Below are 25,183 nucleotides of genomic sequence, written 5' to 3' on the forward strand. Positions count from 1 at the left end.
ACGAAGGTTATTAGTAGTTTATGTTTCTTCTTAAGTCCTGTTAACATCACAATTCCCACCGTTTACATATTATTTTTTTTTGCATCTCCATTAACAGTGTTCTTCAATTAAGGATGATTTTAAACGATTGCAATTATCAATGAGACAACAGCTACAATCAGAACACTAGTATTTATTAATATCAAATTTATCATTCGGTATTTAAAACCTAAAAGTGAAATCGCAACACCAATTAATCCGAAAAGTATTGGTGTAAATATATATATATTGTTAATAGGAATTCCCCAAATATATTCGATATGTTCTAATACACCTAAAGATATTAGTATCAGCGAGAGATAAGAAATCAACGCGAAGCATAACGATCCCAACACAACTATATTTCTACTCATAAAATTACCCCTCTTCATCTATTTGAACGACTCTTTTGCAAGCATTAGTTACTTCTTTATCATGCGTTACAATTACTACAGTTTTTCCTTTTAGATTTAATTCAATTAGTAATTTCAAAATATCATCTTGATTTTTTTCATCTAAAGATCCTGTGGGTTCATCAGCAAGAATTAATTCACTAGGCTTCAACAAAATTCTCGCTATCGCTAACCGTTGTTGTTCTCCCCCAGATAGTTCATATACTTTCTGGCTAAGGTCATTCGTTAACCCTACAGTAGAAAGTGCCTCTATTTTTAAATCTCTTCTTTTATTTTTGGAATAACCTGTATGTATTAATGGAATATCTAAGTTTTTGTCAATGGTTGTATTATCGATTAAAGCGAAATTTTGAAATAGATAGGCGATCTTATTTCGCAGAAAACTTTTTACAAGTTTACGGTTAGAATAAACATTCTCTTCACCAAATAGTGTAATAGTTCCATCATCTTGTTGTTCAAGTAGGCCGATCATATTCATTAATGTTGACTTACCAGATCCGCTCCTCCCTGTGATAGCTAATAATTCACCTTTAGTTATACTTAAGGATAAGTTTTCAAGTACTTGTTTATTACCGTATCCTTTACTAACATTCTTTAATTCACAAATAGTTTGCAATATAATCCCCTCCACTGGTATTGAAGAACTCTATATAAAATTAAGAGTCAACTATTATTTATCCTCAAATTTCTATATTACAGATTTGATAACATTTACCTTGCTCCTTTTCTCAATAATAATTAGAGAAAGGGTTAATGTAACGATATCGATAATGAGTATAATAATTGCAACGAATAGAAATGATGTGCTAAATGCGCTAGGTATTAAATTGGAACTAGTGAAGATACGTTGATCATTAGCAATCAATGTTAGTAGTATAATAGCAACATAGATCAGAATCATCTTAAGAAAGACTGATTGATAAGTTCTAAAAAAACTGATTCCAAACAATTGCTGAATAACAAACCTTCTTGACTGACTATGGAATTGGATAATAACATTTTGTAAGCTAACCATGATATACAATAATATAAGCCCAAATATTACATAAAGATTTATTCTTATATTCTCATGCTGTGTTTGAATTCTTTCTGTAATGAAGTCATTGATGCTAGAAATTTTTGTACTATCTGCTAAATTATGTTTTTCAAGTACAGGCAATAATTCGTTATAAGCGTCTGAAGAATTCCCATTAGGAAGATTTATTTTCATTGGGTCACTTAGCCCATTTCCTCTAATTCCACCTCGATATAGGAATAAGTGGTTAGAAGTCGTTTTTACTTGTACTACCGGATCTAACACATAATTATTCTCTTGAGGATATACGTTGGGATTCATTGTAAAAGAGCGCTGCCCCTCTTTTATCCAAATTAATTTTATTTCAGGTTCATATTCTTCTGGAATGTAAAAGTCTCTAGTTCCTTCGAAATAATTAATTATCTCTTCTTCCTCGTGCTTGTATTGTTCCGGGATTAAAATAATCCAATTTCCTTCATCTTCCCGTATGTTTATTTGCTCTCCATTCTCGTCTAAAATTGAATACCTATCCAAATAATTCACATTGACAATCATAGAGAATATACCGCTAAAATTTTGATTTAGAAAGAGATTTTCTTCTTCGTATTGTGATGCGTCAATTACGATGGAACCTATATCGTTTAAGTATGGGTAAAGTTCGTATAACGACTGATCACCTTGTGCCAATTCATTCTCTAACTCTTCAAAATTATGCGCTGAAGAATAGCCGATGTACGCCTGGAGTACTCCAAACTCATTTGAAGCATCTCGCCACTCATTTTGTTGTTCACTTACAGTTTGGAATCTTTCTACATCCTTTTTATAGTTGAGATTATATTGAAATGATTCCATACTAAGTAAAATAATAATAACCCCAATAATGACTTTTACTATAGCGTTTATTGTTATAATCCGTCCTGCAGTCTTTTTCAGCATATTAGAAACATTAATATTAGAAATAACAAAATAACATACCAAAGTAGATATAAGTAGAATGAAAAAGGAAGTTCCTATTGGAATAGTAAAATGCAACCAATAAATAATAGGTATTTTAAAGATAAGTGCCATAAAAATGCCAACCAACAATGCAAGTAAAACAGAAATAGTAATCAATCTTCCAATAATTCCCCACCAAATATGAAAGTTAGTCACACCGTGTAATTTCATAATACCTATTTGCTTGGTTTGACTAAATATATAATAAATAAATATTAAGAAGGTAATAGAGAAAATAATATTTCTACTTGTCTCCATTCTGCTAATATCGTGTAAAATGATCAGTTCCTCGTTTAGTAAACTATGTAGGACCGAATATAAATCTTCTGTTTCATCATATACACTATTTGGAATAACAAAGGGATGACCTATTTCATTGTCAATCGTTGCATAATCGACAACTTGTCTATTCTTTATTTGTTCAAAGGAAAAATAGATAGAAAACATGTAACTAATTGCTATCATAAAGATAACTATTTTTTTCATAAAATTAGGATCCCCTTTGCTCGATAGATGTACATATACAACAGGACTACCAAATCGAGATATTACTTAGTTTAATAATATATTTTTTTGAAAAAACTGTCTTTAGTGTATAATAAAACAAAAAAAGTTATCTATTACCACTATATTTTTAATATGAGGGGATTATATTTGCAAATAAACAATAGGATTAGTAAATTACGTAAAAAAAACAATATTAAACTAGAAATTTTAGCAAAAGGCATAGTGTCTACGTCTCATTTAAGTAACATAGAATCTGGTAAATACGAAGCATCTCTTGATATACTAGAATTACTAGCTATGAAATTTCAGGTTCCTGATACATATTTAGTTGAACACAATACTATTGATGAAAATTTGGAACATATATTACTTCAGTTTGAAACAAGCATAATGACCAACGATAGTAAATCTTCAACCATCTATCAACAACTAAAGGACAACTATCCTTATATTAATTCGATCTTTCAAGAGACAAAGTATTATATACTTTTAGCTTGTTATCAATTAAAATGCAATTTAGTTAATGATGCATTACATAGCTATAAAAATGAATTTCTTCCGTTAATTAAAAAATTGAAAATCCCAGATGAAATAGAAAGAGTACAATATTATTTCTTAGGTGGTATTTGTTATTTTGAAGAGAATTATAGTGATAGCCTAGTTTATTACAGGAGGCTATTTGACTATTATAATAATCCTTCAATTGAGGGAATGATTGATTATAATATAGGACTAGTACTTTATAAGTTGAACCTATTAACAGATAGTATCGAATCCACTAAAAAAGCTGCAGAGCAATACTTTCTTGATAAGAAATGGGGAAAGTTAGGTGAAGCTTATAATTTAATCGGCTCTATATATCTAAAAATGGAAGAACTAAAGAGAGCAGAAAAGTACTTTAAGCTTAGTCTAGTTATTTCACAAAACAATTCTTTATCGTTATTAGAATCTAGGACCCTTCATAATTTAGCTATTATCCATAAGAGAGAAAATAATTCTGAAAAAGCAATTCAATTGTTAACGAAAAGTATCGAGATCAAAAAGAAATTAAATGGTAACGATATAGTTCTTAGTTACACACTATTAATTGAGGTTCTGTTAAATAATAGCGAATTAGATAAAGCCTCAGCATATATAGAGGATATTGATCAAATAATTTCAAAACTAACAACTATCAATTACTATCAATTTATCATTGTCAAGGGGAAGTACATGTTAGAAATTGGTGATTTTGATCAATGCCAACATTATTTTGAAGAAGCTGTGGGTTACTTTCTTAAACACCAGCTTTGGAAATACATTAATTTGTATGCAGAGGAATATGGTAATATTTTATTTAACCATCGAAAGTATAAACGCTCATCAGAAATTTATAAGTTAAAAATAATTAGCGAAAAGAAGTTATAAAACAAATGAAAAGATTTTTGGATTCTATATTTAAGTATGCATTACTGGTGAATTATTAAGTATCGTTACCCCTTTATCTGACATACCAGATGTTGGCGGACCACAGACTCCTGTAGAACCACCAGTTGAGAATCTTGAATCGGAAATACCAAAATCAGAGGTACTGTAAACCAATTTCAGTTATTATTTCCATATCAGCAGGATTAACAATTATCGTGTTGGTAAATAAAGTAAATCTTCAATCAGTGTTTTTTTCCACCCTCTGACTGTTAGATGAACGAATCGGACAGTTACGGGCAGTTGATCCCCACTTATTCTTCTTGGTACAAGAATCATTCCAATATGATAGAATGAATTCTAGTATTCTTTAACTGGACGGTGCTTACATTGGGGGAAAAAGTGAAATTGAAAGAGGTAGATTTATACCAACCTATTCAAAAGTATTTCAAACGTAAAGGCTATGAAGTGTATGGTGAGGTAAAAGACTGTGATATCGCAATCATGAAAGAAGATCTCTTAATTATTGTTGAATTAAAATTGAACTTAAGTGTGGACCTACTCATTCAAGCAACAAAGAGGCAACGGTTGTCCGAGCATGTATATATTGCTGTTCCAAAACCGAAAAAGCACAATCCCCGATCAAAAAAGTGGAGAGATACCTGTCACTTATTACGGAAATTAGAGTTAGGTCTGATCCTAGTTTCATTTTCGGAAAAGCGAAAAAGAGTGGAAGTGGTCATAGAACCCACTCCTTTTCATCGTCCAATTAGCATGGGTAAAGCTAAATATCTCAGACAAGCAATCATTAAAGAAATGAATGGGCGAAGTGCAGACTATAATATTGGTGGATCTAGCAGAAAACAGATTATGACCGCTTATCGAGAAAACTGTGTCCAAATTGCTTGTTACTTAGAAAAACACGGTGAACTGTCACCGAAAGCATTAGTGCAAATGGGCACAGGAAAGAAAACACAATCTATATTAAGTAAAAACTATTACGGGTGGTTTATTCGCATAAAAAGAGGCGTCTACATTCTTAGTGAAAAGGGAAAACAAGAGATAAAAGAATACCCTGATCTTGTAGCATATTATCGGCAGTAGTGGGACATGGGGTCAGACCCCTCGTCCCACTTATTGGAACTATTGTCGTCCTATAATTATTTTTCAGTCCCTCTTAACGGTAATTCCTCACCTTGTATGTCAACACGCTCACAAAGGATTTTTGTTATTTTTCCCTTCATTTCATTAGAAATAACAATACAACTAATAGGAAAAAATCCCGCTTTAATAAGCATTTCATACCCACTGTCATTAACCTCTTTAGAAAATCCGTAAAATTTGTGATTGACATTGATCCGTTTAAATTGAATGGATTTAATCTTATTCCAAGGGATAAAACGACTTCCAACTAACAGACCATCATCTACAACAGCAAACATATTTAATAGATCATGAGAAGTCGAGAAAGGCAGCAACATAAATAGAAAGATAGCCCAATTATCAAAATCCTGAACATATGCACCAACAAAGAATACTCCTATCAAAAACAGTAACATAAACGCATATACTATAATTCCTACTCTCTGCCTCTTATATGTTGGGGGATCTAAAATCTTATCCGGATGTTTTCTTATTGCATCTGCTTGCGTATCATTAGCAGGGAATATGATTTTTTCCTTCATTTTTATTAGTAATTGAATAAAGTTAACGAGATGATAAGCAATTATCAAGAAAAATACGATACCTACAACTATTTTCAAGTAGCACACCCCTCCATCTGTTTCTTTTCGAATTATTTATATAGTTAAGGCAATTATAACTTTACTTAAACCAATAGGTCCATGATCATCTACTTTTTCCCCTGCAGCTAAGCATTATTTTACTAGCAAAGTCCCATGCTACTTACACATTATGGGTGCTCTTGACACAGGAGTTATACGATTTCTGATTCAAATACTAAAGCGAAATTGACGTATTAGGATATTTCATTTTCTGTTCTTGATATAGGAGATGAATTTCAGAGTGCAACTTTCGCAGGGAGGTAATTCCCCCCTACCAACTGGATTTCTTCACACCAGGAACCTGCCCTTTATGCGCATACTCTCGTAAAGCAATTCGTGACATGCCAAACTTCCGTATATACCTCTCGGGCGTCCAGTAACTGCACAACGATTTTTTAGCCTTGTTGGGGAAGAGTCGCGAGGTAGTTGTTTCAATGCTTTTGCTACCTTCGATTTTTTTGCCATTTTGATGATCCTCCTTATTATTATTTTTAATACTTATTTAGACCGTTTGGATCGTCCAATCGAATGGATTGCATCCACTACAGTGACCATTGTATCCAGTCTACAATATTTATTTAGATCAATTCCTAATTGATTATCCATATAAGAAAATGTCTGTGCTACTATTAAATGGAACGGAGGGACAGGTCCCTCGTCTCATTTTTTCGCGCGCTTGTTCTCGGAATTATATGTTAGAGTCCCTCTGGTGTACTTTGTGTTAGTATTGAAGTATAAAATATGGAACTATCGAATGATTGTCCAATTATGAATGATATAAAGAGAGGAGAGAAGTGTAGATAATGAAGAGAATTTTTTTTATTGTTTTATTAGCGGTATTATTGATAATTCTTGGGGCTTGCTCTAAGTCCACAGATGAGCGTGTTGAATCATCTGATACTTTGACTACCGTAGATAAAAAGCATGAAAACCCATCAAGTTCAGACAACACTAGTCATGAAATTGATACAGAAACACAAACGGACCATGAATCAGAAGAAAATAATCAAAATACAACTACAAATGAGTCTGAGGATAGCTCAAAAAAAGATCCGATTTTACTTCTGGAAATAAAAACGATAAAAACCTAACTACAATGGAGTCTGATGGTAGTACGAATGACTTTGACGTAGAGAATTACATAAGTGAGAATTATGCGATAGATAACATGCATTATACAACAGATACCTGGGAAAATGAGGATACAGGAAGAACAGAGTATATCGTTAGTATACATCCTGATTCCGAAGAATTAGGGCAAGAGATAGATGGAATTTTTAAGAATGGTTCGCATCTAGATGATGAAAGAACAAGAACTTTGTTCGAAATTGCTGAAGAAATATTGATTGATTTGCCTCAAATAAACAATAAAATTCATATCGAATCTGTTATATGGAAGGCAGATGAGGAAGTAGAATTTCCAATACTTTTGATACAAGATTATCAACAAAGTACTATTGAGTAATAAATGATGAAATGAGGATGGTAATGTATTATCATCCTTTTTTTGTTTTAGGGAGAGTTTGAATGTTGATAAGATCCCAAAGCCATATTTATGTATGTAACTAGGAAGCTATTGTTGAAAGTGAATCTAGTATTGCATTTCAAATAGCGATCCAACCTTCTACAAACTTGCCATCCATTCCCATCACTAGATAGATTTTTTCGCTAGCATTTAGCTCTCACGGTTAAAATTCTACGTAGTATAAAATCCGATCGAAAAGCTCGTCTATTTCCCCCTCGTCCGTCATACATATTCTTGAGGTGAAAAAATTGAGACAAACAGCTGTGAATAAGTTACACATTTTTATGGTAATGTTTTTTATAAGTTTAGTGATGAGTATACAGTCACCGATCTTCACTCCATATGCAGCGACGATGGGGGCATCTAGTGTTTTGATTGGAATCATGCTTAGCATTGCATCCTTTACCAATTTAACGGGGAATTTGGTCGCTGGACCATTATCCGACCGATTTGGTAAAAAAGTGTTTATCATCATTTCATTATTTTTATCCGGAATACTATTCATTTTCCATGCATTAGTATCCAGTTCCATGAATTTAATCGTTCTTCGTGCATTAAATGGATTTTCGCTAGCATTTTTAATTCCATCTGGTTTAGCTTTACTGTCGGAATATGCGAAGAATAGCCACCAGCAAGGAAAGAATATGGCGATTAATGGTATTTTGGGGACCATAGCAAGTATTATTGCACCACTGATTGGAGGTAAATTAGGGGCAACGATTGGCTATGCAAATACTTATCTTGTCATTGGAATATCATTAATTTTAACAGCAATCTACGCCACTTCCTTTATAAAAGAAAGACAACATATGGTTGTAAAAGCTAATCAATCAAACAAATTAAGTTTCCTTCATATATTACAAATGCCACAGTTACAGATTGTATTTTTAACTGGCTTTGCTTTGATGTATATACATGGAGTTATTATATATGAGGTTCCATATCTAACCGTTGAGAGAGGACTTTCAACTACTACTACCGGACAATTATTTAGCTTTATGGGAATTGGAACGTTCTTATCGTTATCCTTACTTTTCATCAATCGTTTTAATCCAATAAAGCGATTAATGTTTGGCTTGACCGGAATGAATATGGTAATATTCATTATTTTAAAAGGATTAATGTCATTACCAGTTTCATTATTCTTCGTTGGGTTCTTTTTTGGTATTATCATGCCTGCAATGGCTACTGCACTTACAGATTCTGTAGCCAGTAGCGGATATGGGCGGGCATTCGGAGTCATGTCTGCTATTTACTCCCTTGGTATGATCACTAGCTCATTTATTACAGGCGTCATTCGCGACTACATTTCTCCATACTTTATCGCTTTTACAATAGGAATGCTGACACTTACGTTGATTGGATATTCAAAATTTCAAACAAACACCAATTCCTCTTCTCATGCACCCACTCAGTATTGAGAACGTTTGTAAACTAAAAGAAGTAACTGCTATGATCCATAGTAGTTACTTCTTTTTAGAATTTAACTTCAATTTCCTTTCTATTCAGGGTTTCTGCCTTCTCTCTTATCAACTTTTTTCTATTAGTCAACAATTGATAGACTATCTCCGTCCAAATCAAGGTACACCGTAACTAAGAATCTACTTGCTGCAACAGGCTGTATAATCAGAACAAGCCCCCCTTTATTGTAAAAATCAAAATAATTGTCATAAAATTGTTAATTTGTGGAAGAATAGTTTCTGAATAAAATGCCGCATTGTTGCGTATGAAAGGAGGAAACGAAAATGGCAAAACGGAAGAAGAATCAAAATCAAGCTCAAACCCAAGCTGAAGTAACTAACAACGCAAGTGATACAGAATTCGGAGCAGAATTTACACAAAGTAAAAAGGCTAGGAAAAAAGCTGCAAGAGAGAGAAAAAATAAGTAAGGTAGTTAAGATGAAATCTTTTTAACTAGACAGGGATATCCATTCCACTTAACATTAGGTGAAATGAATATCCCTCTCTACGTAAAGACAGTATAGTGGGCGGTTTACCATTTCCTGAGATAGAGGTGGTAAATTTAGCATAGTAATGACACTAGGACTTGTAACTATTGTCGTCCATCTATATAAAGGGCTTTGTTAAAATTTAAAGTTGATTATGGTTATATAAAATAGAACTTCCATATAACTAGAAATTCTATTTCATATTATTGACTTATTCAACGCACTTTAAGTGAATAAATTCACAATGTACAATTATTTTTATATAGTATTCTTTGTCTGGTATTTTTTTTCGTTTTTTGTTCTATTTGACCTCATGTATATTACCATGAGATGTATAACAAGTCCTATTAGCATTAATCCACTCAATATTCGAAAGCCCAATCCGGGGGAAAAGCGGTCGATTAAAGCTCCTAATCCAGGAGACAAAATTGCTTGCAACATTAAAGAAATTGCCATCCAAACTGACATCGCTCTCCCCATGAATGACTTAGGAACCATCTCCATGATTGTAGTGTTCATTAAAATTCGTAATGAGGAATTACATAAACCAAAAATAAGACTTCCTAAAAATAGAAATATAATGTAGGTATTTAGTGCCAAAGCAAACAAAAAACTGATTGAGACAAGAAATAAAATTATGACACTTCTATTCCTTGAAAATTTCATAGCAAATGGAGCTGCAAGAAAACCAGATAAAAGCCCCCCGATTCCATAAAACATATCGGATACCCCAAAAACAATAGAACTACCAACTACACTGTCATAAACATATTCAGGAAGTACAACATTATACATCATTGTAGCAACCAACGGAATGATTGCAACAACACCAATGAAGAAAACATTCGGTCTCTTTAATAAATAGTTAATTCCATCTTTGAAGCTGGCAAGATAGGACTCATCTTTATTATCTTTAATAACAGAATTAAGTTTAACTCGAGATATTAACAAACTACTAAGAATAAATGCAATAGAATTTGCTATTAGAATAATTTCAAACCCTGCAATTTGATAGAAGATGCCTGAAATTCCACCTGCAGTAAACATACCAACCTGTAAACTTATTTCAATTAAGGAGTTCCCATTAATGAAATCCTTTTCGGATAGGATTTCTTGTAAAAGACTCCTAGATGTCGACATATAAGTCGTCCATCCCATTCCATTCACAATCGAAAAAAAATAAAGATATCCAATTTTAAATTCGTCTAAAATAAATAAACCTGCAACTCCAAAAACTAATATTGCTTGAATTAAATAGGTCCAATTGATAATTGTTTTTCGATTTAACCGATCCGTTAATGTTCCGATAAGTGGTGAAATAAGAAAACCAGCGATTACATTTAAAGCAAGCATAACTCCAACCGCTGTTGTAGAATTTATTTGGTCCATTAAATACCAATTCGCACCAACCGTACTCATTCCTACTCCAAACGCATAAATGATTTCGGAAAGGAAAAAGTAGCGGAAGTTTCCTATTCTTAACATTTTAAAAATCATTATCCTTCCCCCTTATATGTTATCTGTAGGTAGTAGTTTTAAAGTTTTTCGCAATTGGCAAGCAATCGCCAATGCTTGCTCATCTCGAAGGACGTCATTAGGTTTATTTCCAGAACCAAGTATATATCCCCCAAAGGTTATTCCAATAAATTCAAAGATATATTGAAATTGTTGAATCAAAGGAATTCCCTTCAAAAATGGTTCATCACCTCCAACGGCGATTACATACGCGATTTTAGAAGACATTACATCCTTAAAATTTGCATATCTTTTATCCTTCAAAGTTTGTGACCAACGATCAATAAATAACTTCATGGTTCCAGACATGCTATACCAATAGATAGGTGTTGAAAATATCAAAATGTCATGAGTAATAATACGGTCAATGATTGAGTTATAATCATCGTTTACATTCTGAAATCCTCCTACAACATGTCGTTGATCTTCAATTGGTTTAATTTCAAATTCAGACAAATATATCCTTTCTACTGGTATGTCATGAATTATCTGTTCTGTTAGAACTTCCGTATTCCCGTTTTCTCGGCTTCCTCCATAAATAACTCCAATTGTCATTATTACACGTCTCCTTTGTTATGATTTGATGTTATGTTTCTCCTATCTTATAATGGGTTTATCGATTAATAAAGATGATTATTTTGATTTTAACAATCGAATATTCCGATTTAAGGGGGTGAATAGTTTGGATATAAAACAATTAGTTACATTTAAAACTGCAGCAGAAAACTTGAATTTTACACAAACAGCTAAAATTCTTAAATATGCTCAATCTAGCGTAACCGCACAGATTAAATCTCTTGAAATGGAACTAGACACACAGTTATTTGAGCGTTTAGGGAAGAAATTATATTTAACAGAAGCTGGTAAGGCGTTTAAGAATTATGCGGATAAAATGGTTTCCCTTTCAGAAGAAGCAAAATTAGTTACAAGCGGAATAACGGAGCCTTCAGGTACCCTTGTCATTGGTGCACAAGAAAGTCAATGTACTTACCGTCTTCCTCCTATTCTAAAAGAATTTAAGAATCAGTTTCCACATGTAAAACTGATTTTTAAACCTGCTCATTCTGATGAGATAGCAAAAGAAGAATTACTGAATGGTAATCTTGATTTAGCTTTTATAATGGATATACCTAAACCGAAAGATTCATTAATAACAGAAGAACTTATTCAGGATGAAATGAAATTGGTAGCTTCTCATACCCACCATTTAGCAGACAATTCAAACGTAACTATAAAAGATTTGGAGGAAGAGACTCTTCTTCTTACCGAAAAAGGGTGCTCGTATCGTACAATTTTAGAAGATTCTTTTAGAGAGGCTAATGTTTTTCCAACTAATAAATTTGAGTTTGTAAGTATAGAGGCAATTAAACAATGTGTGATTGCTGAACTTGGAATAGCCCTGTTACCCGCCATGGTAGTAAATCAAGATATAAAGGAGGGTCGAATGATAGAACTTAATTGGGATAACTCTATTTCTCCTATTTTTACGCAAATTGCGTGGCATAAAGATAAACTAATGACAATCCCTTTACAGTCTTTTGTAGCTTTAACTCGAAAGACTTTAAAAGACTCAAATAAGTTAAAAAAAGTATGACACCATTTTTTTCTGGTAGCATACTTTTTTAATCACTTTCAATCTATTTTTGCGATCATTCTTATTGGACTATCGCATCTTTTAATTAAAGTGAACTAATCATTTCTTATAATTATCTACTAAGAATTTTATTTACTCATCTGAAGTACCTAGTGTCATTCCACCGTCTACAACTATTTCTGTACCCGTACAATAAGAGCTTTCATCAGAGGCAAGGAATGCAACGGCTCGAGCAATTTCAATTGGTTGTCCAATACGTCCTAGTGGTACTGAATCGTAATAAACAGGAACATGTTTTCCTTGAGTAGCCATTTCTGTATCTACTCCACCTGGATGGACCATATTTACTCGAATTCCTTTTGGTCCTAATTCAATAGCTGCCGCTTTTGACATTGCAACCACAGATGCTTTTGTCGCAGCATAAACTGAGGATTGGCTAATTGGAGCAAATGCAGAAATCGACACATTGTTTATAATGGAGCCTTTTTGTTGCTTTTCCATTTGTGGAATGACTGCTTGCATGCCCATAAAAACACCAAGTTGATTGACATTAATCAACTGTTGATAATCATCTAAGGTTGTTTCTGTAAATGGCTTGCGTTTTAGAGCTCCAGCATTATTCACTAACACTTCAAGCTTCCCAAATTTATTTATGACCTTATCAACCGCTGATTTCCACTCTAGTTCATTTGTGACGTCTAACTGAACTGGAATGGCTTGATCTCCTCCAATCATCTTAGCCACTACGTTAGCCTCATCATAGTTTCGAGCACCAATCCCTACTTTAGCCCCCATTGTGGCAAGGTGTTGAGCAATAGCCTTCCCCTGTCCTCGGTTTGCCCCAGTGACAAGAATGACATGGTTATTTAAACACGACATATCCTCACTCCTTTTTAATCATTATAAAGCACTGTTTATATGAAACTTTAACAGAGCTAAATAAAAGTAACCACTCCATGACCTAGGTAGTGGTTACTTCTTTTTGGACTAACTTTTTTGGTCAATCGTTTTATACTGTCAATTGGTACCCATTACACCGGAGCAGCAACATCCGGAGAATCCGTTTCATCATCCTTATCTTCATCTTTCCCTTTAACCAAAATGGTATCTCGATCTCGATATAAAAGAACCGAAGCCAAGCCAAAAGATAATACGTCAGAAATTGGGAACGCCATCCACACCCCGATTACGCCAAAAAAGTGAGGTAGAATTAACACTAACGGAATTAGAATTAAAATCTGTCTTGATAGGGATAAAATTAATGCTTGTTTTGGTTTTCCTAAAGCTTGATATAATCCACCTGCAACTACTTGCACACCGACAACAAAAAACGTTAAGAATAACACTCTCATCGCTGTAGATCCTTCTTTGATTACTTCTGGATCTGATGTGAAAATGCGTAAAAACGGAGATGGAATAAACACTAGTAACAACGTAATAGCAATGGCACATACGGTTACGATTTTTAATGTTAGCCATATCGTTTCTCTCATTCGCTCAAAATTCTTCGCACCGTAGTTATATCCAACGATAGGCATCATCCCTTGCATGATCCCGATAATCGGTATGATCGTAAACATTAAAATGCGTTGAATGAGACCATAAATTCCTACATAAAAATCACTACCAAACTGAATGAGCATATTATTGATGGCAATCATCATTAGACTTCCTGCAGCTTGTTGTACAAACGCTGGCATTCCAATTGCCAATACTTCTTTCACAATGTTCCATTTGATAGTTAAATGTTGTATCGCTAAACTTAACGAGCTTTTTCCACTTAGAAAATATTGAAAAATCATCAGCGTTACACTTGCTTGCGAAATAACCGTAGCTATTGCCGCCCCTTGTACCCCCATGTTTAATCCAAATATAAAAATAGGGTCCAATACAATATTAATAACGGCAGGCACAACCATGGTCATCATGGCAAATCTGGCATTCCCCTCGGAACGTACGATATTATTCGTTGCAAAGCCAAACGAGAAGAAAAATGTACCAAACATAATTGGGAACATATAGTCCATCGCATAACCTAATGTAGTTGGTGTTGCACCAAATAGAAGTAGTAACGGCTCTAGTGCAAAGAAGGCAATGATAAGACCTCCTACACTCACAATGATGATCATCGTGATGATGTTTCCAAATACCTGATTTGCTTCATCCCCTCTTTGCTCACCTAAACGACGTGAGATAACAGAAGCTCCCCCCATGCCTAGTGCAGCAGAGACAGCCATCACGATCATCATTAGTGGGAATGCGATCGTCGTACCAGCAACAGCATCAATTCCAACACCATATGAAATAAAGATGGTATCTACTACATTATATAACGTCATCACAAACATTCCGATCATAGCCGGAATGGACAAATTACGAAGCAGGGTTGAAATCTTCTGTGTACCAAGTAATTCTGTCTGTTTTTTTGCTTCCATTTATTTTCCTTCTTTCATTTCAACTATATTTGTCTTTATTTTTTTTAGCCAATGTCTCATCAAAGCGATTTCCTCTGGGGAAAATCCATCTAGTACACAGTCTTCTGTACCAGCCATGTCATTCCATAATCGTTGATCTATGGATCTACCTTTTTCAGTTAAGCTAATCATCTTGGATCGCTTATCATGGACACTCTCGCTTTTTTCAATCAACTGTTTATTTAAAAGGGATTCTATGATTCCATTCATTGTCGATCCTTTTATATATAATTGCTGCTGTAACTCTCCTTGCGATTGTGGCCCTTGCTCGACTAATAAGTATAATACTCTTGCTTGAGCAACAGTCACATCGTATTTAGCTAACTGCTCATTGTATTGATTATGAAATAGATGGGCAACAACTCCGATTTGATACCCAACCTTTTCTTCGATATCTCTTTCCAAAAAAACTTACCTCCCTAACTAAAAACACCTTACTATACTACCACCACAAGTCTTTAAGATCAATATAATTAACTTAAATAAGTTAGCTACCTAAATTGTTTGAAGTACAGTTTCTATTTTTTTACAGGTGCCTGTCACCTGTCGATTTTTGTCGTCAGTCCCCTTCTGATTATGGTTCTTATAATGAAGTATGCTATGGCAAAGCCTAGGAAGGTTACAATTGCTATACTTGGGATATATAGATAATCTGGCCATCCTCTAAAGAATGGCCGATATTTCAAGTAGAAATAGTTTCCATCAACGAGGGGATTAAAAAAGTATACGGACATGAGATAAATTAAAAAGAACCCATAAGCTTTTAATAAACCTATAAAATTCGGCCTCCATCTATAGGCTATGTAAGCAAAATATGGTAAGAGAAGTGTAATCACATGATTCACCAGAAATGAAATCCCAATTATATGGTAGATCGCATAAACTCTTTGCGGATAAAGGAAAGAAGCATACGCAAAAAGACTAAAGTAAAATAAGACATCTAGCACTTTGCTATTTTTTGTAATGAGAAAGTAAATTACTAGCAGTGTATTAATCCTTGAAATATGTAGTGGTAGTGATTCAGAAAGATCAAAACCAGTTTCAAATACATACCATGAATACAGCATTATCTGTTGAAGGATAGAAATAATTAATATAACCATTGCTATTGTATTTCGATTTTCTTTAACCTTCTCTCGTTTTCCTATGAGTAGAACTAACGCAACGCTCACTACGAATATGTAAACGAAATGATGTAAATCAAAAGGCGTAATAAAATTAGCATCCTCACTCCACCATTCAATCATGACAATAAACACCCCTAAATGTGAAAGAAATTTCAAATAGCTTGCAATTAAATTATAATATAAAATCTATTAATGCAATATAAAGTTTATCTTCAATGAGTGAAACGTAATTTTTGTTAAATTTTTAGTTAAAGTAATAGAGAGTACTTGAAATTGAAATGTAAACGTTTAAAAACTTATGAATTCACAATGCGAGTTTATTATTTTACAAGTTTTATGTTCTTATCGAAAAAATCATACCTTCATTCTCAGAGGTGAAAAAATTATGTAAGAACTTGCGTATTTTATTTGTAGTGCGAAAATGGTACGATTTAATTGATGTATCTTAACAACTCATTAGATAAGTCAGAATCTTAGGTAGAATAAATAACGTGTGAAATAACGTTTTTACTTTAAGGCGCTGGTATATGTTTTGGTTATCCTTTTTGCACCACGTAAATAATAAGGAGAGTGCAGTAAATGTCTGATTGTTGTTCTAAAAATGAAACAAATAATGCTTCTGAATTGTGTCCATCTTGTAATTTGAAAGGAAAGAAAGTAAAAATAATTACATTAAAATCAATGCTGAAACCAATCGTTTTAAATAAGTTAAATGCAAGTTTAACTCATTATTTTTGTCCTACACATAACTGTAATGTTGTTTACTATGATACGTGTAAAAAAATGTATTTATTATCAGAAGTAAAAGTTTCTGTACATCAAAAAGATAATTCTTCTAATGTTCCCATTTGTTATTGTTTTGGTTGGACTAAAGAAAAAATAGAACAATATATTGAAAAGGAACTATCACCTTATCCAGTTGACCATATTCGAGAAAATATAAAAGAAGACCGTTGTGGATGTGAGGTAAACAACCCACAAGGTCGTTGTTGTTTAGGAAATGTAACGGGTTATATTAAAGACTTAACTATAATTTAAACTCTGCTTATTTAACAAACGGGTGGCATTATTTGCTTCAAATATGCTGGAATTCCTTTTGTTTATGTAACGTACGGGTTTGGTCAAGTAAGTGAATATGATTATGTTTAAGGATTATGTCGGAGGAACTGATTAGAAAATATATTCACACAAAAAAGAGCTAGGAAAAAAATCCAAGCTCTTTTCTGTGAATATATTATAATTGCAGTGTGATTTTGTTGTGACACCTCACACTAATCCGATATCCGCCTCTAAAACATGGTTATTCTTTTGGTTGTAAATCCTCAATGGATTCAATGTCCATATATTCAGGAACAACCATACCAATTTTTGCCCCTGTTAAGTTTTCACCTAAATCAACCATGTTATCTTTATGTTCCTCATAGAAAGCACCGTGTGTTACAGGTAACCATGGAGCAAACGATACATCACCTTCACCATTAGCTATTGCCTCGAACATTATTGCTGGGTCAACAGGTGTTATTGTTACCTCATACCCTTGTTGTTCTAATACTAGTTTCATTACTTGACCAGAAGCACGTTCTGAATCCCATGGGGTTGATACTATTTCAATTGCTTTTCCATCTACCTTTTCAACGCCTTCTGTCCAATCATTTACTTTATCCTGATTCTCTTCTATCCAATTGGTTGCAGCTTCTTCAAATGGAACATCCTGTGCTTCAAGCATTACTGCTTCCATATCTTCCGGTTCCCAGTAGAATCGATCAAGAATTTTATAAGCATTAGGCATGTCTTCTTCTATACCTTTTCTGGCTATAGTATTTATGTTCTCAACTGCACCAAATGTACCTTTTGGATCCTCTAAATATTTTAAATCATAAGAAGCAAACATCCAGTGCGGATTCCACCCTGTCACAATAATTGGTTCTTCGTTATTAATTGCGTCACCTAGCTCTGTTAACATACCTGAAGTTGAACCTTCTAAAAGTTCCCAGCCTGCTAAGTTTTCATATTCCTCTAAAGTGTTATTCGCAAGATCCATTGTTCCTGCTCCAGGTTCAATACCTATAATCGTATAATCTACCTCTTCACCTATGTTAGTAACTTCGTCTCCTGCGTTACCATTATCCTGTTCTTCATTACCACAGCCAGTTAACAGTAATGAAAAAGATAAGACAAGAGTTATACCAATTAACTTATTTAATTTCATCAAATTTTCTTCCTCCTTCTAACATAAAAAGGACTCTACACGTTGGTATGTCCTAAATGTTTCCAAACATTACTCATGTATGGATAACTTTTTGAAAGCGCAAGTAACATAATACAAGAGATATAGTTTCCAGTAAAATTGGATAGAACTCCGTATTATAGAATTAAAGATAATAGAAGTTCGTTTGATCACGTATACTTTTAAATTCTTACATATTGTCGTTTATAATCCACATTGCGTGAAATATTGACGAAAAATATTATTCTTTCTCTTATTAAAATCTTTGTTAAGACATAAATTTTCCAAAGGTTAATGCCTTTTCTTACTGGAAAATACTTTTCTTTTTCTATACCAATTCCACACGACCTATGATAAATTAACAATAACAATTACATACTACAATTAAGATATAACAACTAGTAATTTGCTGGAGGGAAAACTATGGAAGAGACCATTTCACTTAACGCTTTGAAAGTGTTGGTAGAAAAGAAAATGAAGAAAAAGATCCTGGTAAAAATCATGTGGAATGACAATGAAAAGCTAACGATATTTATTATCCCAAATATGAAAATCAACTCCTTTATATATGACGAAAAAGAAGGGTATTTGTTTTATGATCAGGAAGGAAATCTAGTGGAGTACGCAATCCCATGTATTTTAACCGAAGAATACCTGGTAAACGGAAAAATAAGCCTGGAAGGGATTATAAATAGACAGTTAGTAGTGAACAAACAACCCCTATCGAATGAAGATGTCATGTTTTTAAAAGAATATCATTCATAGCACAACCGTTATTCATACATATGTGTTTTACTTTTATCTTCATTGATGTGAATGATATAAAAATCTACCCTTGATTTCCCCACGGTCTACTATGTTATCATTTTCATAGTGTATCGAAGAAAGGAGTTTTTCCATTGATGAACGTCCCGATTCTATATGAGGATAATCATTTACTATTTGTAGAGAAACCAGTCAATGTACCGGTACAAGAGGATCGTTCGAAGGATCAGGATTTACTATCTTTTCTAAAAGAGGATCTAAAAGTCCGTTACCAGAAACCGGGGGATGCGTATCTTGCACTTGTGCACCGGTTGGATCGTCCTGTCGGTGGGGTGATGGTATTTTCCAAAACATCGAAAGCAGCTTCCCGCCTATCCGATGCCATCCGACGAAAAGCAGTTGATAAAAAGTATTTAGCTGTTGTACGGGGAAATCCTTCGAAAAATCACGATGTGTTAGAAGATTACTTGGTGAAAGATAAACGCAATAATAAAGTATATACCGCTCATCCAAATACGAAGAAGGCAAAAAAAGCAGTCCTAGAATATGAAGTCATTGGGAAAAAGAAAGGCTTAAGTCTACTATCCATTAACCTTCATACTGGCAGACCGCACCAAATCCGTGTCCAGCTATCCGCTCGTAATTGGCCACTTTATGGGGATCAAAAATACGGAGAGCAGTGTAATCAACCTGGACAGCAAATTGCGCTATGGTCACAAACACTTGCCGTGGATCACCCAACGAAAAATGAAGAAATAAAAATCAATTCTCAACCCCCTAATCACTACCCATGGAACCTTTGGGACAGGAGATATGCTTAATGTGCTGTACTCCTGTCCCCATTATCTATCCTTTTCACCTTTTTTCTTACTGATATATTTAGATATCCGCCCTTACCTCATCCTCTAGATGGAGATAAATTCATTCGACAGTAGGTTGTATCAACAAGTATGAATCCATAAAATGAAATTAAGCTAAAAAATTATTTAATGGGGTATGCGACGATGAAAAATAAGAAGAGATCAATTATTGACAGAATATGGGAATCTGCAAGAAAAGCAATTGGTTATAAAGAGATTGTCCAACAGAAATCCCTTGATATACGTACATTAAAAGAGTTAACCGTATTAACGACTAGCACCAATGTGGAAATTCTTACTCATACAGAGCCGAGAATAGACGTAATTCTAGAAACCTATGAAAACGGACCAATTCTTTCTATTAATCAAAAAAGTGATTCCGTTGACATCAGAGCGCAAAATGATGGTGGATCCAGCTTTAGTGTTTTTAGGAGGATACCTACTTGTCACCTCAAGGTAATGGTTCCAAGTGACGTTGCAAAACTTTGGCAAATAACAGCTGACTCAGCAAAAGTAACTGCTGGCAATTTATTAGCTGATACAATTCATACGAGAACTACCTCAGGCTCTATCGAAATAAAAGATATTAAAGCAAATAAAGTAAATGTGAAGGTATCTTCAGGAAAAATTAAAGCAACAAATTTCATGGTAGACCAATTAGCATTTTCCGCTTCGTCAGGGCATGTAGTACTTGATACCTTGCATGGCGATGTACGTGGTAATGCTACTTCAGGAGCCATTACGCTAAAAAATATCCATGGAGAGAATCTTGACGTGAAGGCATCTTCAGGGAGAATTCGATTACAAGATGTTCAAGTAAACCATGCCGTATCAAGAGCTACATCCGGTAATGTGGAACTAGTCCGTTGTAGGATTAATAGCCTTGAAACCAATGCTTCATCAGGAAATCTAAAGATTAATGACTTTTTAGGAAGTGTAAAAGGCTCCTCCAATTCAGGCAATATAAATCTTACATTTACGAAACTAACGAATGAAAATTCAATAGACTTAAAAGCACAAAGCGGGAATATTACAGTAAATACCGATAGTAAGCATCTAAATACTGTCTTTGATATCCAAACACGATCAGGACAAATTATCACAAATATACCCATCCAATTTGAAAACAAATCTAATCGAGGATTGTCTGGCGTTATTGGTAACGGGGACAACCAAGTACGATTACAAGCAAATTCCGGAACCATAAGACTCCAAGAAATAAGATAGTGGGATAAGGGGTCAGACCCCTTATCCCACTGACCCCTTATCCCACTAATCCTACCCAATCCATGTATAGCTCCTCAACGGTGGAGTATCTTAGGTTTCTATCTTTTTTAACTGCTTTCTGTGCTACTTTGTAGAGCGCTTCACCCGCATCCCATTTAGAAAAGGATCGATCAAGCTCCCCTCCAAATAAACTAAATGCAATTGCTCCCATGTTAAAGACATTGGTTTTTGAGTCTATCCTCGCTCCAAGTTCAAATTCCTCTGGCGACATAAATCTCGAAGAACCCCAAAGTCTTCCCATCGTATTTGTATATGGTTTTTTCTGATATAAATCAATGTCACAAATTTTGGTGATATGACGATTAAAGTCATAAAGAATGCTACCATCGTAAAAATCAACCGCTACGTAACTCATCTTTTCTACATGTACATGAAATTCCAATATACATTCGAATGATTTTAACCGTGACTCCAGAGGCAACTTTTTAAAGCGATAATATGGTGAATCAGGGTGTTGGTATTTCTGTGGTGGTGGAAAAGCCCAATGTGAATGAAGGCATTCCCCCTCAAACCATTCGAATACTAATGCGTATCCTTTTTCCGTCTCAAAATGATCTAACAATGTAACCAAGTGTGGATGATTTATGTTTTGGTATAACGTAACCGATTTTCTTAACGTCGCTATAGCATCTTCGGTCTGTCCTGAAAACGCTATTGTTTTAGCTCCTGCATACTTTACAAACTTTTTAATCCCATCTTTCTCAACACCAAAACATATATTTCCAGAATCTTGTTCATCAAAAACACAAAACACCTTACCAAGGTTGCTTAGCCACTCAAAATCATGTTCTTCTTTTAGTCGGAATGGCATATCATCAATTCGAAATAAATTAAGATTACTCATAGATTACCTCCAATTTAACATCATCTATTTTTTATTAGGAAACAGTGTATATGACCAGGAATATATAAAATCTACTATAAATACAATTCCCCAAATTACTCCGATTGAAAAAATCGTATCGTTTGGATAAGGTGTGCCTTCTGAAACTCCATTTTCTAGCCATGAAAAATCAGTAATATACGATTTCATTTCGGCAATACTGTCCGTTCCTATTATCCAAAAAATCGATTGACCGATGACAAAAATCACTAGATGAATAAAAGAAGAAATGCGATATTTCTTTGCAATATATTTTGGATCCTTATTTCTTTCCATAATCTCATAATCTTTTGGAGTCAATAATTCAACACCACGTAGCTTTCCAATTTTTCCACGCATCCAACGATCCAATCTAATAAAATCGAACACACCAAATGTACAGGCATAGATAATGAAAATGGCAATAATTATTAGAAATGATGAAATCTCTCCTGTATGTGTATATACGTATAAGCCTAGTAATGCTTCTAGTACTAACAGAAACAGGAAAAGAAAAATAAACACAATGCTAAGTCGCTGTTTATTGAAGAAGTAACGAAATATGCAAAATAAAATCAGTGCCACTAAAGAAAGAATCTCAGCAGTGATAAACAATTCCCAATTGTAATTAAGGATCATATCCATGAATAATTTCACACCTCACCATTCGAAACATTATCTCTATTTCATCATACTCCAATCATTACCAATATTAAATACGAATTCGATACTTTTTTAAAAATTATCCTTGTATCTAACCAAAGACTATGGAATGACATCAAAAAAATTGGAGGAGTCGTTGTCTGTATATTTCATCACATCTTCCGCAAAATAATTTGGTATACGTAACAATAAATTGGAGGTATCTCTTTTGAAAAAATCCTTCTTTTCCAATATCCACGGTGACAAGAAAAATAAATTAACCGCTGCAGAAGTATCCGGACTTTGGCTTCAGTACATGGGCGATAGTATGGCAATATGTGTTTATAAATACTTCCTTAAAATTGTAGAGGACAGAGATATAAAATCCATTATAGAAATTTCCTTACAGCTAGCAGATGAACATATTATTAAAATTACTGAGATCTTGAAAGAAGAAAATTTCCAGGTTCCAATAGGATTTACAGAACATGATCTGAATCTTAATGCTCCGCGACTATTTTCTGATAAATTTTTACTTTTTTACTCCTATATTATGACGATACATGGGTTAACTGCATATAGCTTAGCTCTTACTAACTCACAGCGAAAGGACATCCAAAACTATTTTTTTGAATGTATGATAACCTCAAAGGAATTGTTCCAAAAAATAGTTCATTTGTCTAAAAGCAAAGGAGTTTTTACTAAAGTGCCCCCGATTCCCTCACCACAAAAAGTGGAATATATAAAATCATCTGGAATAATTTCCAATCTATTTGGAGAAAAAAGGCCACTCAATAGTTCCGAGCTAAGCAACCTTTTCTTTAATTCAAAGAAAACTGGATTTATTAGATCGTTAAGTATAGGTTTTAGTCAGGTGGCAGTAAGAGAGGATGTACGTAATTTTATGCTAAAAAACGTTAAATTAGCAGGAAAGGACGCGGAAAGCTTTGATATGATATTACAACAAGAAAATTTACCAACACCTGATAATTGGGATAATGAGGTTACTAATTCTACAATAAGTCCTTTTTCGGACAAGTTGATGATGTTCCACGCAGCGTTTCTAGTAAATTCGGCACTATCCTATTATGGTGCAGCATTAGGTTCCAGCTTAAGATCAGATATGGTAGTAAACTATTATACAGTACATAACCATGCCATGCAGGCTGGTGCAATCTGCTACAACATCATGGTTAAATACGGATGGCTAGAAAAACAGCCAGAAGCAGATAACAAATAGGGATAGAGTGGGACGGAGGGTCAGACCCCTATGCACAAAAAAATCCCCTTGAGGGGATTTTTTTGTGCGAATTAAAATGCTGCGGTCCAACCGCCATCGACTGTAATTACCGTTCCATTTACAAAACTTGACTCATCAGAAGCTAAGAATAATGCTGCTTGTGCAATTTCTTCTGGTTGACCAGTACGTGGTGATACTGCGTGAGCTAAGCCTGCTCGTCCCATACCGAATTCATTTACATTTTTCATACTGGAACCGATATTTGTTTCTACTGCACCTGGTGCAATAGCATTACAGCGGATACCTTGTTTCGCATACATATAGCCTGTATTTTTGGTTAATCCAATAACTGCATGCTTCGATGCTCCATACGCTGCTCCGGCATGGGCACCACTAAATCCACCGGTAGATGCTGTATTTATGATGACACCACTTTCTTTCTCAAGAAAGATCGGTAATGCTTTACGCATTGCGCGCATAACGCCTTTTGTATTCACGTCGAAGATAAGGTCCCATCTTTCGTCAACAATATCTCCTACTGGTTCGAACCCATCCATTATACCTGCATTATTTACTAAAATATCTAATGTCCCATACTCACTTACTGCTGTATTAATCATGTTTTCAACATCTGTTATTTCTGCTACATTTACTTTTACTGCCTTAGCTGTACCACCATTTTTCGTAATCTCTTCGGAAACTACTTCAACACCTTCAAGATTTAAATCTGCTAGAACTACCTTCGCTCCTTCTTTTGCATATAGTTCAGCGATTGCTTTTCCCATTCCAGAAGCTGCTCCTGTAACAATTGCTACTTTACCATCTAATCTCATATAGATAACCCCCTATAATAGTTAGTTACATTGCTTACCTTTTACACTATAAGTTTAATCGATTATACTTAAATCAAGCAATGAACAAACGATTTACGAATTGTTGATAAATAGATACCTTTATTAGGATTTGTACAATAAATAGA

26 protein-coding genes and 1 pseudogene are annotated in these 25,183 nt (G+C 34.2%); 12 read left to right on the forward strand and 15 right to left on the reverse strand.

The genetic code is table 11. From position 1 onward, the window contains the following. Positions 1–119 precede the first annotated feature (119 nt). The 3 genes from ACFSTA_RS02125 to ACFSTA_RS02135 all read right to left on the reverse strand — a co-directional run bounded on the left by ACFSTA_RS02125 (position 120) and on the right by ACFSTA_RS02135 (position 2,928). Positions 120–392, reverse strand: coding sequence for a hypothetical protein (locus ACFSTA_RS02125; protein WP_377554911.1), 273 nt, complete (start codon positions 390–392; stop codon positions 120–122). A gap of 4 nt (positions 393–396) precedes the next feature. Next, positions 397–1,047 (reverse strand): ABC transporter ATP-binding protein, encoded by a 651-nt coding sequence (locus ACFSTA_RS02130; RefSeq protein ID WP_377554912.1) that lies wholly within the window; start codon positions 1,045–1,047, stop codon positions 397–399. A 72-nt stretch (positions 1,048–1,119) separates the two neighbouring features. Then, complete coding sequence (locus ACFSTA_RS02135) at positions 1,120–2,928, reverse strand: hypothetical protein (RefSeq protein WP_377554913.1); 1,809 nt, start codon at positions 2,926–2,928, stop codon at positions 1,120–1,122. 168 nt (positions 2,929–3,096) lie between these two features. Between ACFSTA_RS02135 and ACFSTA_RS02140 the strand changes: the two genes are divergently transcribed. Beyond that, positions 3,097–4,356 (forward strand): tetratricopeptide repeat protein, encoded by a 1,260-nt coding sequence (locus tag ACFSTA_RS02140; protein WP_377554914.1) that lies wholly within the window; start codon positions 3,097–3,099, stop codon positions 4,354–4,356. 399 nt (positions 4,357–4,755) lie between these two features. Beyond that, complete coding sequence (locus ACFSTA_RS02145) at positions 4,756–5,457, forward strand: DUF2161 domain-containing phosphodiesterase (protein WP_377554915.1); 702 nt, start codon at positions 4,756–4,758, stop codon at positions 5,455–5,457. Between the two features lie 56 nt (positions 5,458–5,513). Here the strand turns inward: ACFSTA_RS02145 and ACFSTA_RS02150 are convergent, their stop codons facing one another. Both ACFSTA_RS02150 and rpsN read right to left on the reverse strand, forming a co-directional pair. Continuing rightward, a complete protein-coding gene (locus ACFSTA_RS02150) occupies positions 5,514–6,116 on the reverse strand; it encodes a hypothetical protein (protein ID WP_377554916.1) in 603 nt (200 codons plus the stop codon). Positions 6,117–6,408: 292 nt separating this feature from the next. Continuing rightward, a pseudogene (rpsN, locus tag ACFSTA_RS02155) lies at positions 6,409–6,602 on the reverse strand (30S ribosomal protein S14). A gap of 338 nt (positions 6,603–6,940) precedes the next feature. On the opposite strand from rpsN, the gene ACFSTA_RS02160 reads away from it, so the two are divergent. The 4 genes from ACFSTA_RS02160 (at position 6,941) to ACFSTA_RS02175 (ending at position 9,551) form a co-directional block, all read left to right on the forward strand. Then, a complete protein-coding gene (locus tag ACFSTA_RS02160; RefSeq protein WP_377554917.1) occupies positions 6,941–7,228 on the forward strand; it encodes a hypothetical protein in 288 nt (95 codons plus the stop codon). A 5-nt stretch (positions 7,229–7,233) separates the two neighbouring features. Beyond that, the gene (locus ACFSTA_RS02165) at positions 7,234–7,602 is read left to right on the forward strand and encodes a hypothetical protein (protein WP_377554918.1); all 369 of its coding nucleotides are present in this window, start codon (positions 7,234–7,236) and stop codon (positions 7,600–7,602) included. A 308-nt stretch (positions 7,603–7,910) separates the two neighbouring features. Then, complete coding sequence (locus ACFSTA_RS02170) at positions 7,911–9,083, forward strand: MFS transporter (RefSeq protein ID WP_377554919.1); 1,173 nt, start codon at positions 7,911–7,913, stop codon at positions 9,081–9,083. Positions 9,084–9,407: 324 nt separating this feature from the next. Further along, positions 9,408–9,551: a hypothetical protein gene (locus tag ACFSTA_RS02175; protein WP_377554920.1), complete on the forward strand. Its 144-nt coding sequence runs from the start codon at positions 9,408–9,410 to the stop codon at positions 9,549–9,551. 318 nt (positions 9,552–9,869) lie between these two features. Here ACFSTA_RS02175 and ACFSTA_RS02180 read toward each other — a convergent pair whose 3' ends face one another. Together ACFSTA_RS02180 and ACFSTA_RS02185 are read right to left on the reverse strand one after the other, a co-directional pair. Then, on the reverse strand, positions 9,870–11,108 hold the full coding sequence (locus ACFSTA_RS02180; protein ID WP_377554921.1) for an MFS transporter: 1,239 nt from the start codon (positions 11,106–11,108) through the stop codon (positions 9,870–9,872). Between the two features lie 12 nt (positions 11,109–11,120). After that, positions 11,121–11,681, reverse strand: a complete 561-nt coding sequence (locus ACFSTA_RS02185) for a flavodoxin family protein (RefSeq protein WP_377554922.1) — start codon at positions 11,679–11,681, stop codon at positions 11,121–11,123. Between the two features lie 127 nt (positions 11,682–11,808). On the opposite strand from ACFSTA_RS02185, the gene ACFSTA_RS02190 reads away from it, so the two are divergent. Next, complete coding sequence (locus ACFSTA_RS02190) at positions 11,809–12,720, forward strand: LysR family transcriptional regulator (protein ID WP_377554923.1); 912 nt, start codon at positions 11,809–11,811, stop codon at positions 12,718–12,720. Positions 12,721–12,852: 132 nt separating this feature from the next. On the opposite strand, the gene ACFSTA_RS02195 is transcribed toward ACFSTA_RS02190, so the two are convergent. The 4 genes from ACFSTA_RS02195 to ACFSTA_RS02210 form a co-directional block, all read right to left on the reverse strand. Then, positions 12,853–13,599: an SDR family NAD(P)-dependent oxidoreductase gene (locus tag ACFSTA_RS02195; protein WP_377554924.1), complete on the reverse strand. Its 747-nt coding sequence runs from the start codon at positions 13,597–13,599 to the stop codon at positions 12,853–12,855. 152 nt (positions 13,600–13,751) lie between these two features. Next, positions 13,752–15,155 (reverse strand): MATE family efflux transporter, encoded by a 1,404-nt coding sequence (locus ACFSTA_RS02200; RefSeq protein WP_377554925.1) that lies wholly within the window; start codon positions 15,153–15,155, stop codon positions 13,752–13,754. After that, positions 15,156–15,599 carry a MarR family winged helix-turn-helix transcriptional regulator gene (locus ACFSTA_RS02205; RefSeq protein WP_377554926.1) on the reverse strand — a complete coding sequence of 148 codons (444 nt, stop codon included), beginning with the start codon at positions 15,597–15,599 and terminating at the stop codon, positions 15,156–15,158. Between the two features lie 134 nt (positions 15,600–15,733). Then, positions 15,734–16,441, reverse strand: coding sequence for a TMEM164-related integral membrane acyltransferase (locus ACFSTA_RS02210; RefSeq protein ID WP_377554927.1), 708 nt, complete (start codon positions 16,439–16,441; stop codon positions 15,734–15,736). Between the two features lie 459 nt (positions 16,442–16,900). Between ACFSTA_RS02210 and ACFSTA_RS02215 the strand changes: the two genes are divergently transcribed. Continuing rightward, positions 16,901–17,359: a putative iron-sulfur cluster-binding metallochaperone gene (locus ACFSTA_RS02215; protein WP_377554928.1), complete on the forward strand. Its 459-nt coding sequence runs from the start codon at positions 16,901–16,903 to the stop codon at positions 17,357–17,359. A 262-nt stretch (positions 17,360–17,621) separates the two neighbouring features. Here the strand turns inward: ACFSTA_RS02215 and ACFSTA_RS02220 are convergent, their stop codons facing one another. Next, positions 17,622–18,530 (reverse strand): glycine betaine ABC transporter substrate-binding protein, encoded by a 909-nt coding sequence (locus ACFSTA_RS02220; RefSeq protein WP_377554952.1) that lies wholly within the window; start codon positions 18,528–18,530, stop codon positions 17,622–17,624. 441 nt (positions 18,531–18,971) lie between these two features. Between ACFSTA_RS02220 and ACFSTA_RS02225 the strand changes: the two genes are divergently transcribed. The 3 genes from ACFSTA_RS02225 (at position 18,972) to ACFSTA_RS02235 (ending at position 21,400) form a co-directional block, all read left to right on the forward strand. Then, positions 18,972–19,313 (forward strand): hypothetical protein, encoded by a 342-nt coding sequence (locus tag ACFSTA_RS02225; RefSeq protein ID WP_377554929.1) that lies wholly within the window; start codon positions 18,972–18,974, stop codon positions 19,311–19,313. Between the two features lie 137 nt (positions 19,314–19,450). After that, on the forward strand, positions 19,451–20,134 hold the full coding sequence (locus ACFSTA_RS02230) for an RluA family pseudouridine synthase (protein ID WP_377554953.1): 684 nt from the start codon (positions 19,451–19,453) through the stop codon (positions 20,132–20,134). 183 nt (positions 20,135–20,317) lie between these two features. Continuing rightward, complete coding sequence (locus ACFSTA_RS02235) at positions 20,318–21,400, forward strand: DUF4097 family beta strand repeat-containing protein (RefSeq protein WP_377554930.1); 1,083 nt, start codon at positions 20,318–20,320, stop codon at positions 21,398–21,400. A gap of 37 nt (positions 21,401–21,437) precedes the next feature. Here the strand turns inward: ACFSTA_RS02235 and ACFSTA_RS02240 are convergent, their stop codons facing one another. Beyond that, entirely contained in the window at positions 21,438–22,304 is an 867-nt protein-coding gene (locus ACFSTA_RS02240; protein WP_377554931.1) for a protein kinase domain-containing protein, read from the reverse strand. Positions 22,305–22,328: 24 nt separating this feature from the next. Further along, the gene (locus ACFSTA_RS02245; protein WP_377554932.1) at positions 22,329–22,967 is read right to left on the reverse strand and encodes a hypothetical protein; all 639 of its coding nucleotides are present in this window, start codon (positions 22,965–22,967) and stop codon (positions 22,329–22,331) included. A 226-nt stretch (positions 22,968–23,193) separates the two neighbouring features. Here ACFSTA_RS02245 and ACFSTA_RS02250 point away from each other — a divergent pair, with 226 nt between their 5' ends. Next, a complete protein-coding gene (locus tag ACFSTA_RS02250; protein ID WP_377554933.1) occupies positions 23,194–24,204 on the forward strand; it encodes a DUF3231 family protein in 1,011 nt (336 codons plus the stop codon). A 71-nt stretch (positions 24,205–24,275) separates the two neighbouring features. On the opposite strand, the gene ACFSTA_RS02255 is transcribed toward ACFSTA_RS02250, so the two are convergent. Beyond that, positions 24,276–25,037, reverse strand: coding sequence for an SDR family oxidoreductase (locus ACFSTA_RS02255; RefSeq protein ID WP_377554934.1), 762 nt, complete (start codon positions 25,035–25,037; stop codon positions 24,276–24,278). Positions 25,038–25,183 lie beyond the last annotated feature (146 nt).

Origin of the sequence: Ornithinibacillus salinisoli (assembly GCF_042684965.1) — a bacterium.
Taxonomy (GTDB): domain Bacteria; phylum Bacillota; class Bacilli; order Bacillales; family Amphibacillaceae; genus Ornithinibacillus; species Ornithinibacillus salinisoli.

What these genes read in the sequence shown, in the direction of transcription:
- ACFSTA_RS02165 (WP_377554918.1), top strand. Translation starts at nt 7,234, where the DNA reads ATGGAGTCTGATGGTAGTACGAATGACTTTGACGTAGAGAATTACATA.
- ACFSTA_RS02225 (WP_377554929.1), top strand. Translation starts at nt 18,972, where the DNA reads ATGGAAGAGACCATTTCACTTAACGCTTTGAAAGTGTTGGTAGAAAAG.
- ACFSTA_RS02255 (WP_377554934.1), bottom strand. Translation starts at nt 25,037, where the DNA reads ATGAGATTAGATGGTAAAGTAGCAATTGTTACAGGAGCAGCTTCTGGA.
- ACFSTA_RS02235 (WP_377554930.1), top strand. Translation starts at nt 20,318, where the DNA reads ATGAAAAATAAGAAGAGATCAATTATTGACAGAATATGGGAATCTGCA.
- ACFSTA_RS02180 (WP_377554921.1), bottom strand. Translation starts at nt 11,108, where the DNA reads ATGATTTTTAAAATGTTAAGAATAGGAAACTTCCGCTACTTTTTCCTT.
- ACFSTA_RS02125 (WP_377554911.1), bottom strand. Translation starts at nt 392, where the DNA reads ATGAGTAGAAATATAGTTGTGTTGGGATCGTTATGCTTCGCGTTGATT.
- ACFSTA_RS02200 (WP_377554925.1), bottom strand. Translation starts at nt 15,155, where the DNA reads ATGGAAGCAAAAAAACAGACAGAATTACTTGGTACACAGAAGATTTCA.
- ACFSTA_RS02215 (WP_377554928.1), top strand. Translation starts at nt 16,901, where the DNA reads ATGTCTGATTGTTGTTCTAAAAATGAAACAAATAATGCTTCTGAATTG.
- ACFSTA_RS02160 (WP_377554917.1), top strand. Translation starts at nt 6,941, where the DNA reads ATGAAGAGAATTTTTTTTATTGTTTTATTAGCGGTATTATTGATAATT.
- ACFSTA_RS02245 (WP_377554932.1), bottom strand. Translation starts at nt 22,967, where the DNA reads ATGGATATGATCCTTAATTACAATTGGGAATTGTTTATCACTGCTGAG.
- ACFSTA_RS02175 (WP_377554920.1), top strand. Translation starts at nt 9,408, where the DNA reads ATGGCAAAACGGAAGAAGAATCAAAATCAAGCTCAAACCCAAGCTGAA.
- ACFSTA_RS02220 (WP_377554952.1), bottom strand. Translation starts at nt 18,530, where the DNA reads ATGAAATTAAATAAGTTAATTGGTATAACTCTTGTCTTATCTTTTTCA.
- ACFSTA_RS02240 (WP_377554931.1), bottom strand. Translation starts at nt 22,304, where the DNA reads ATGAGTAATCTTAATTTATTTCGAATTGATGATATGCCATTCCGACTA.
- ACFSTA_RS02135 (WP_377554913.1), bottom strand. Translation starts at nt 2,928, where the DNA reads ATGAAAAAAATAGTTATCTTTATGATAGCAATTAGTTACATGTTTTCT.
- ACFSTA_RS02210 (WP_377554927.1), bottom strand. Translation starts at nt 16,441, where the DNA reads ATGATTGAATGGTGGAGTGAGGATGCTAATTTTATTACGCCTTTTGAT.
- ACFSTA_RS02230 (WP_377554953.1), top strand. Translation starts at nt 19,451, where the DNA reads ATGAACGTCCCGATTCTATATGAGGATAATCATTTACTATTTGTAGAG.
- ACFSTA_RS02195 (WP_377554924.1), bottom strand. Translation starts at nt 13,599, where the DNA reads ATGTCGTGTTTAAATAACCATGTCATTCTTGTCACTGGGGCAAACCGA.
- ACFSTA_RS02185 (WP_377554922.1), bottom strand. Translation starts at nt 11,681, where the DNA reads ATGACAATTGGAGTTATTTATGGAGGAAGCCGAGAAAACGGGAATACG.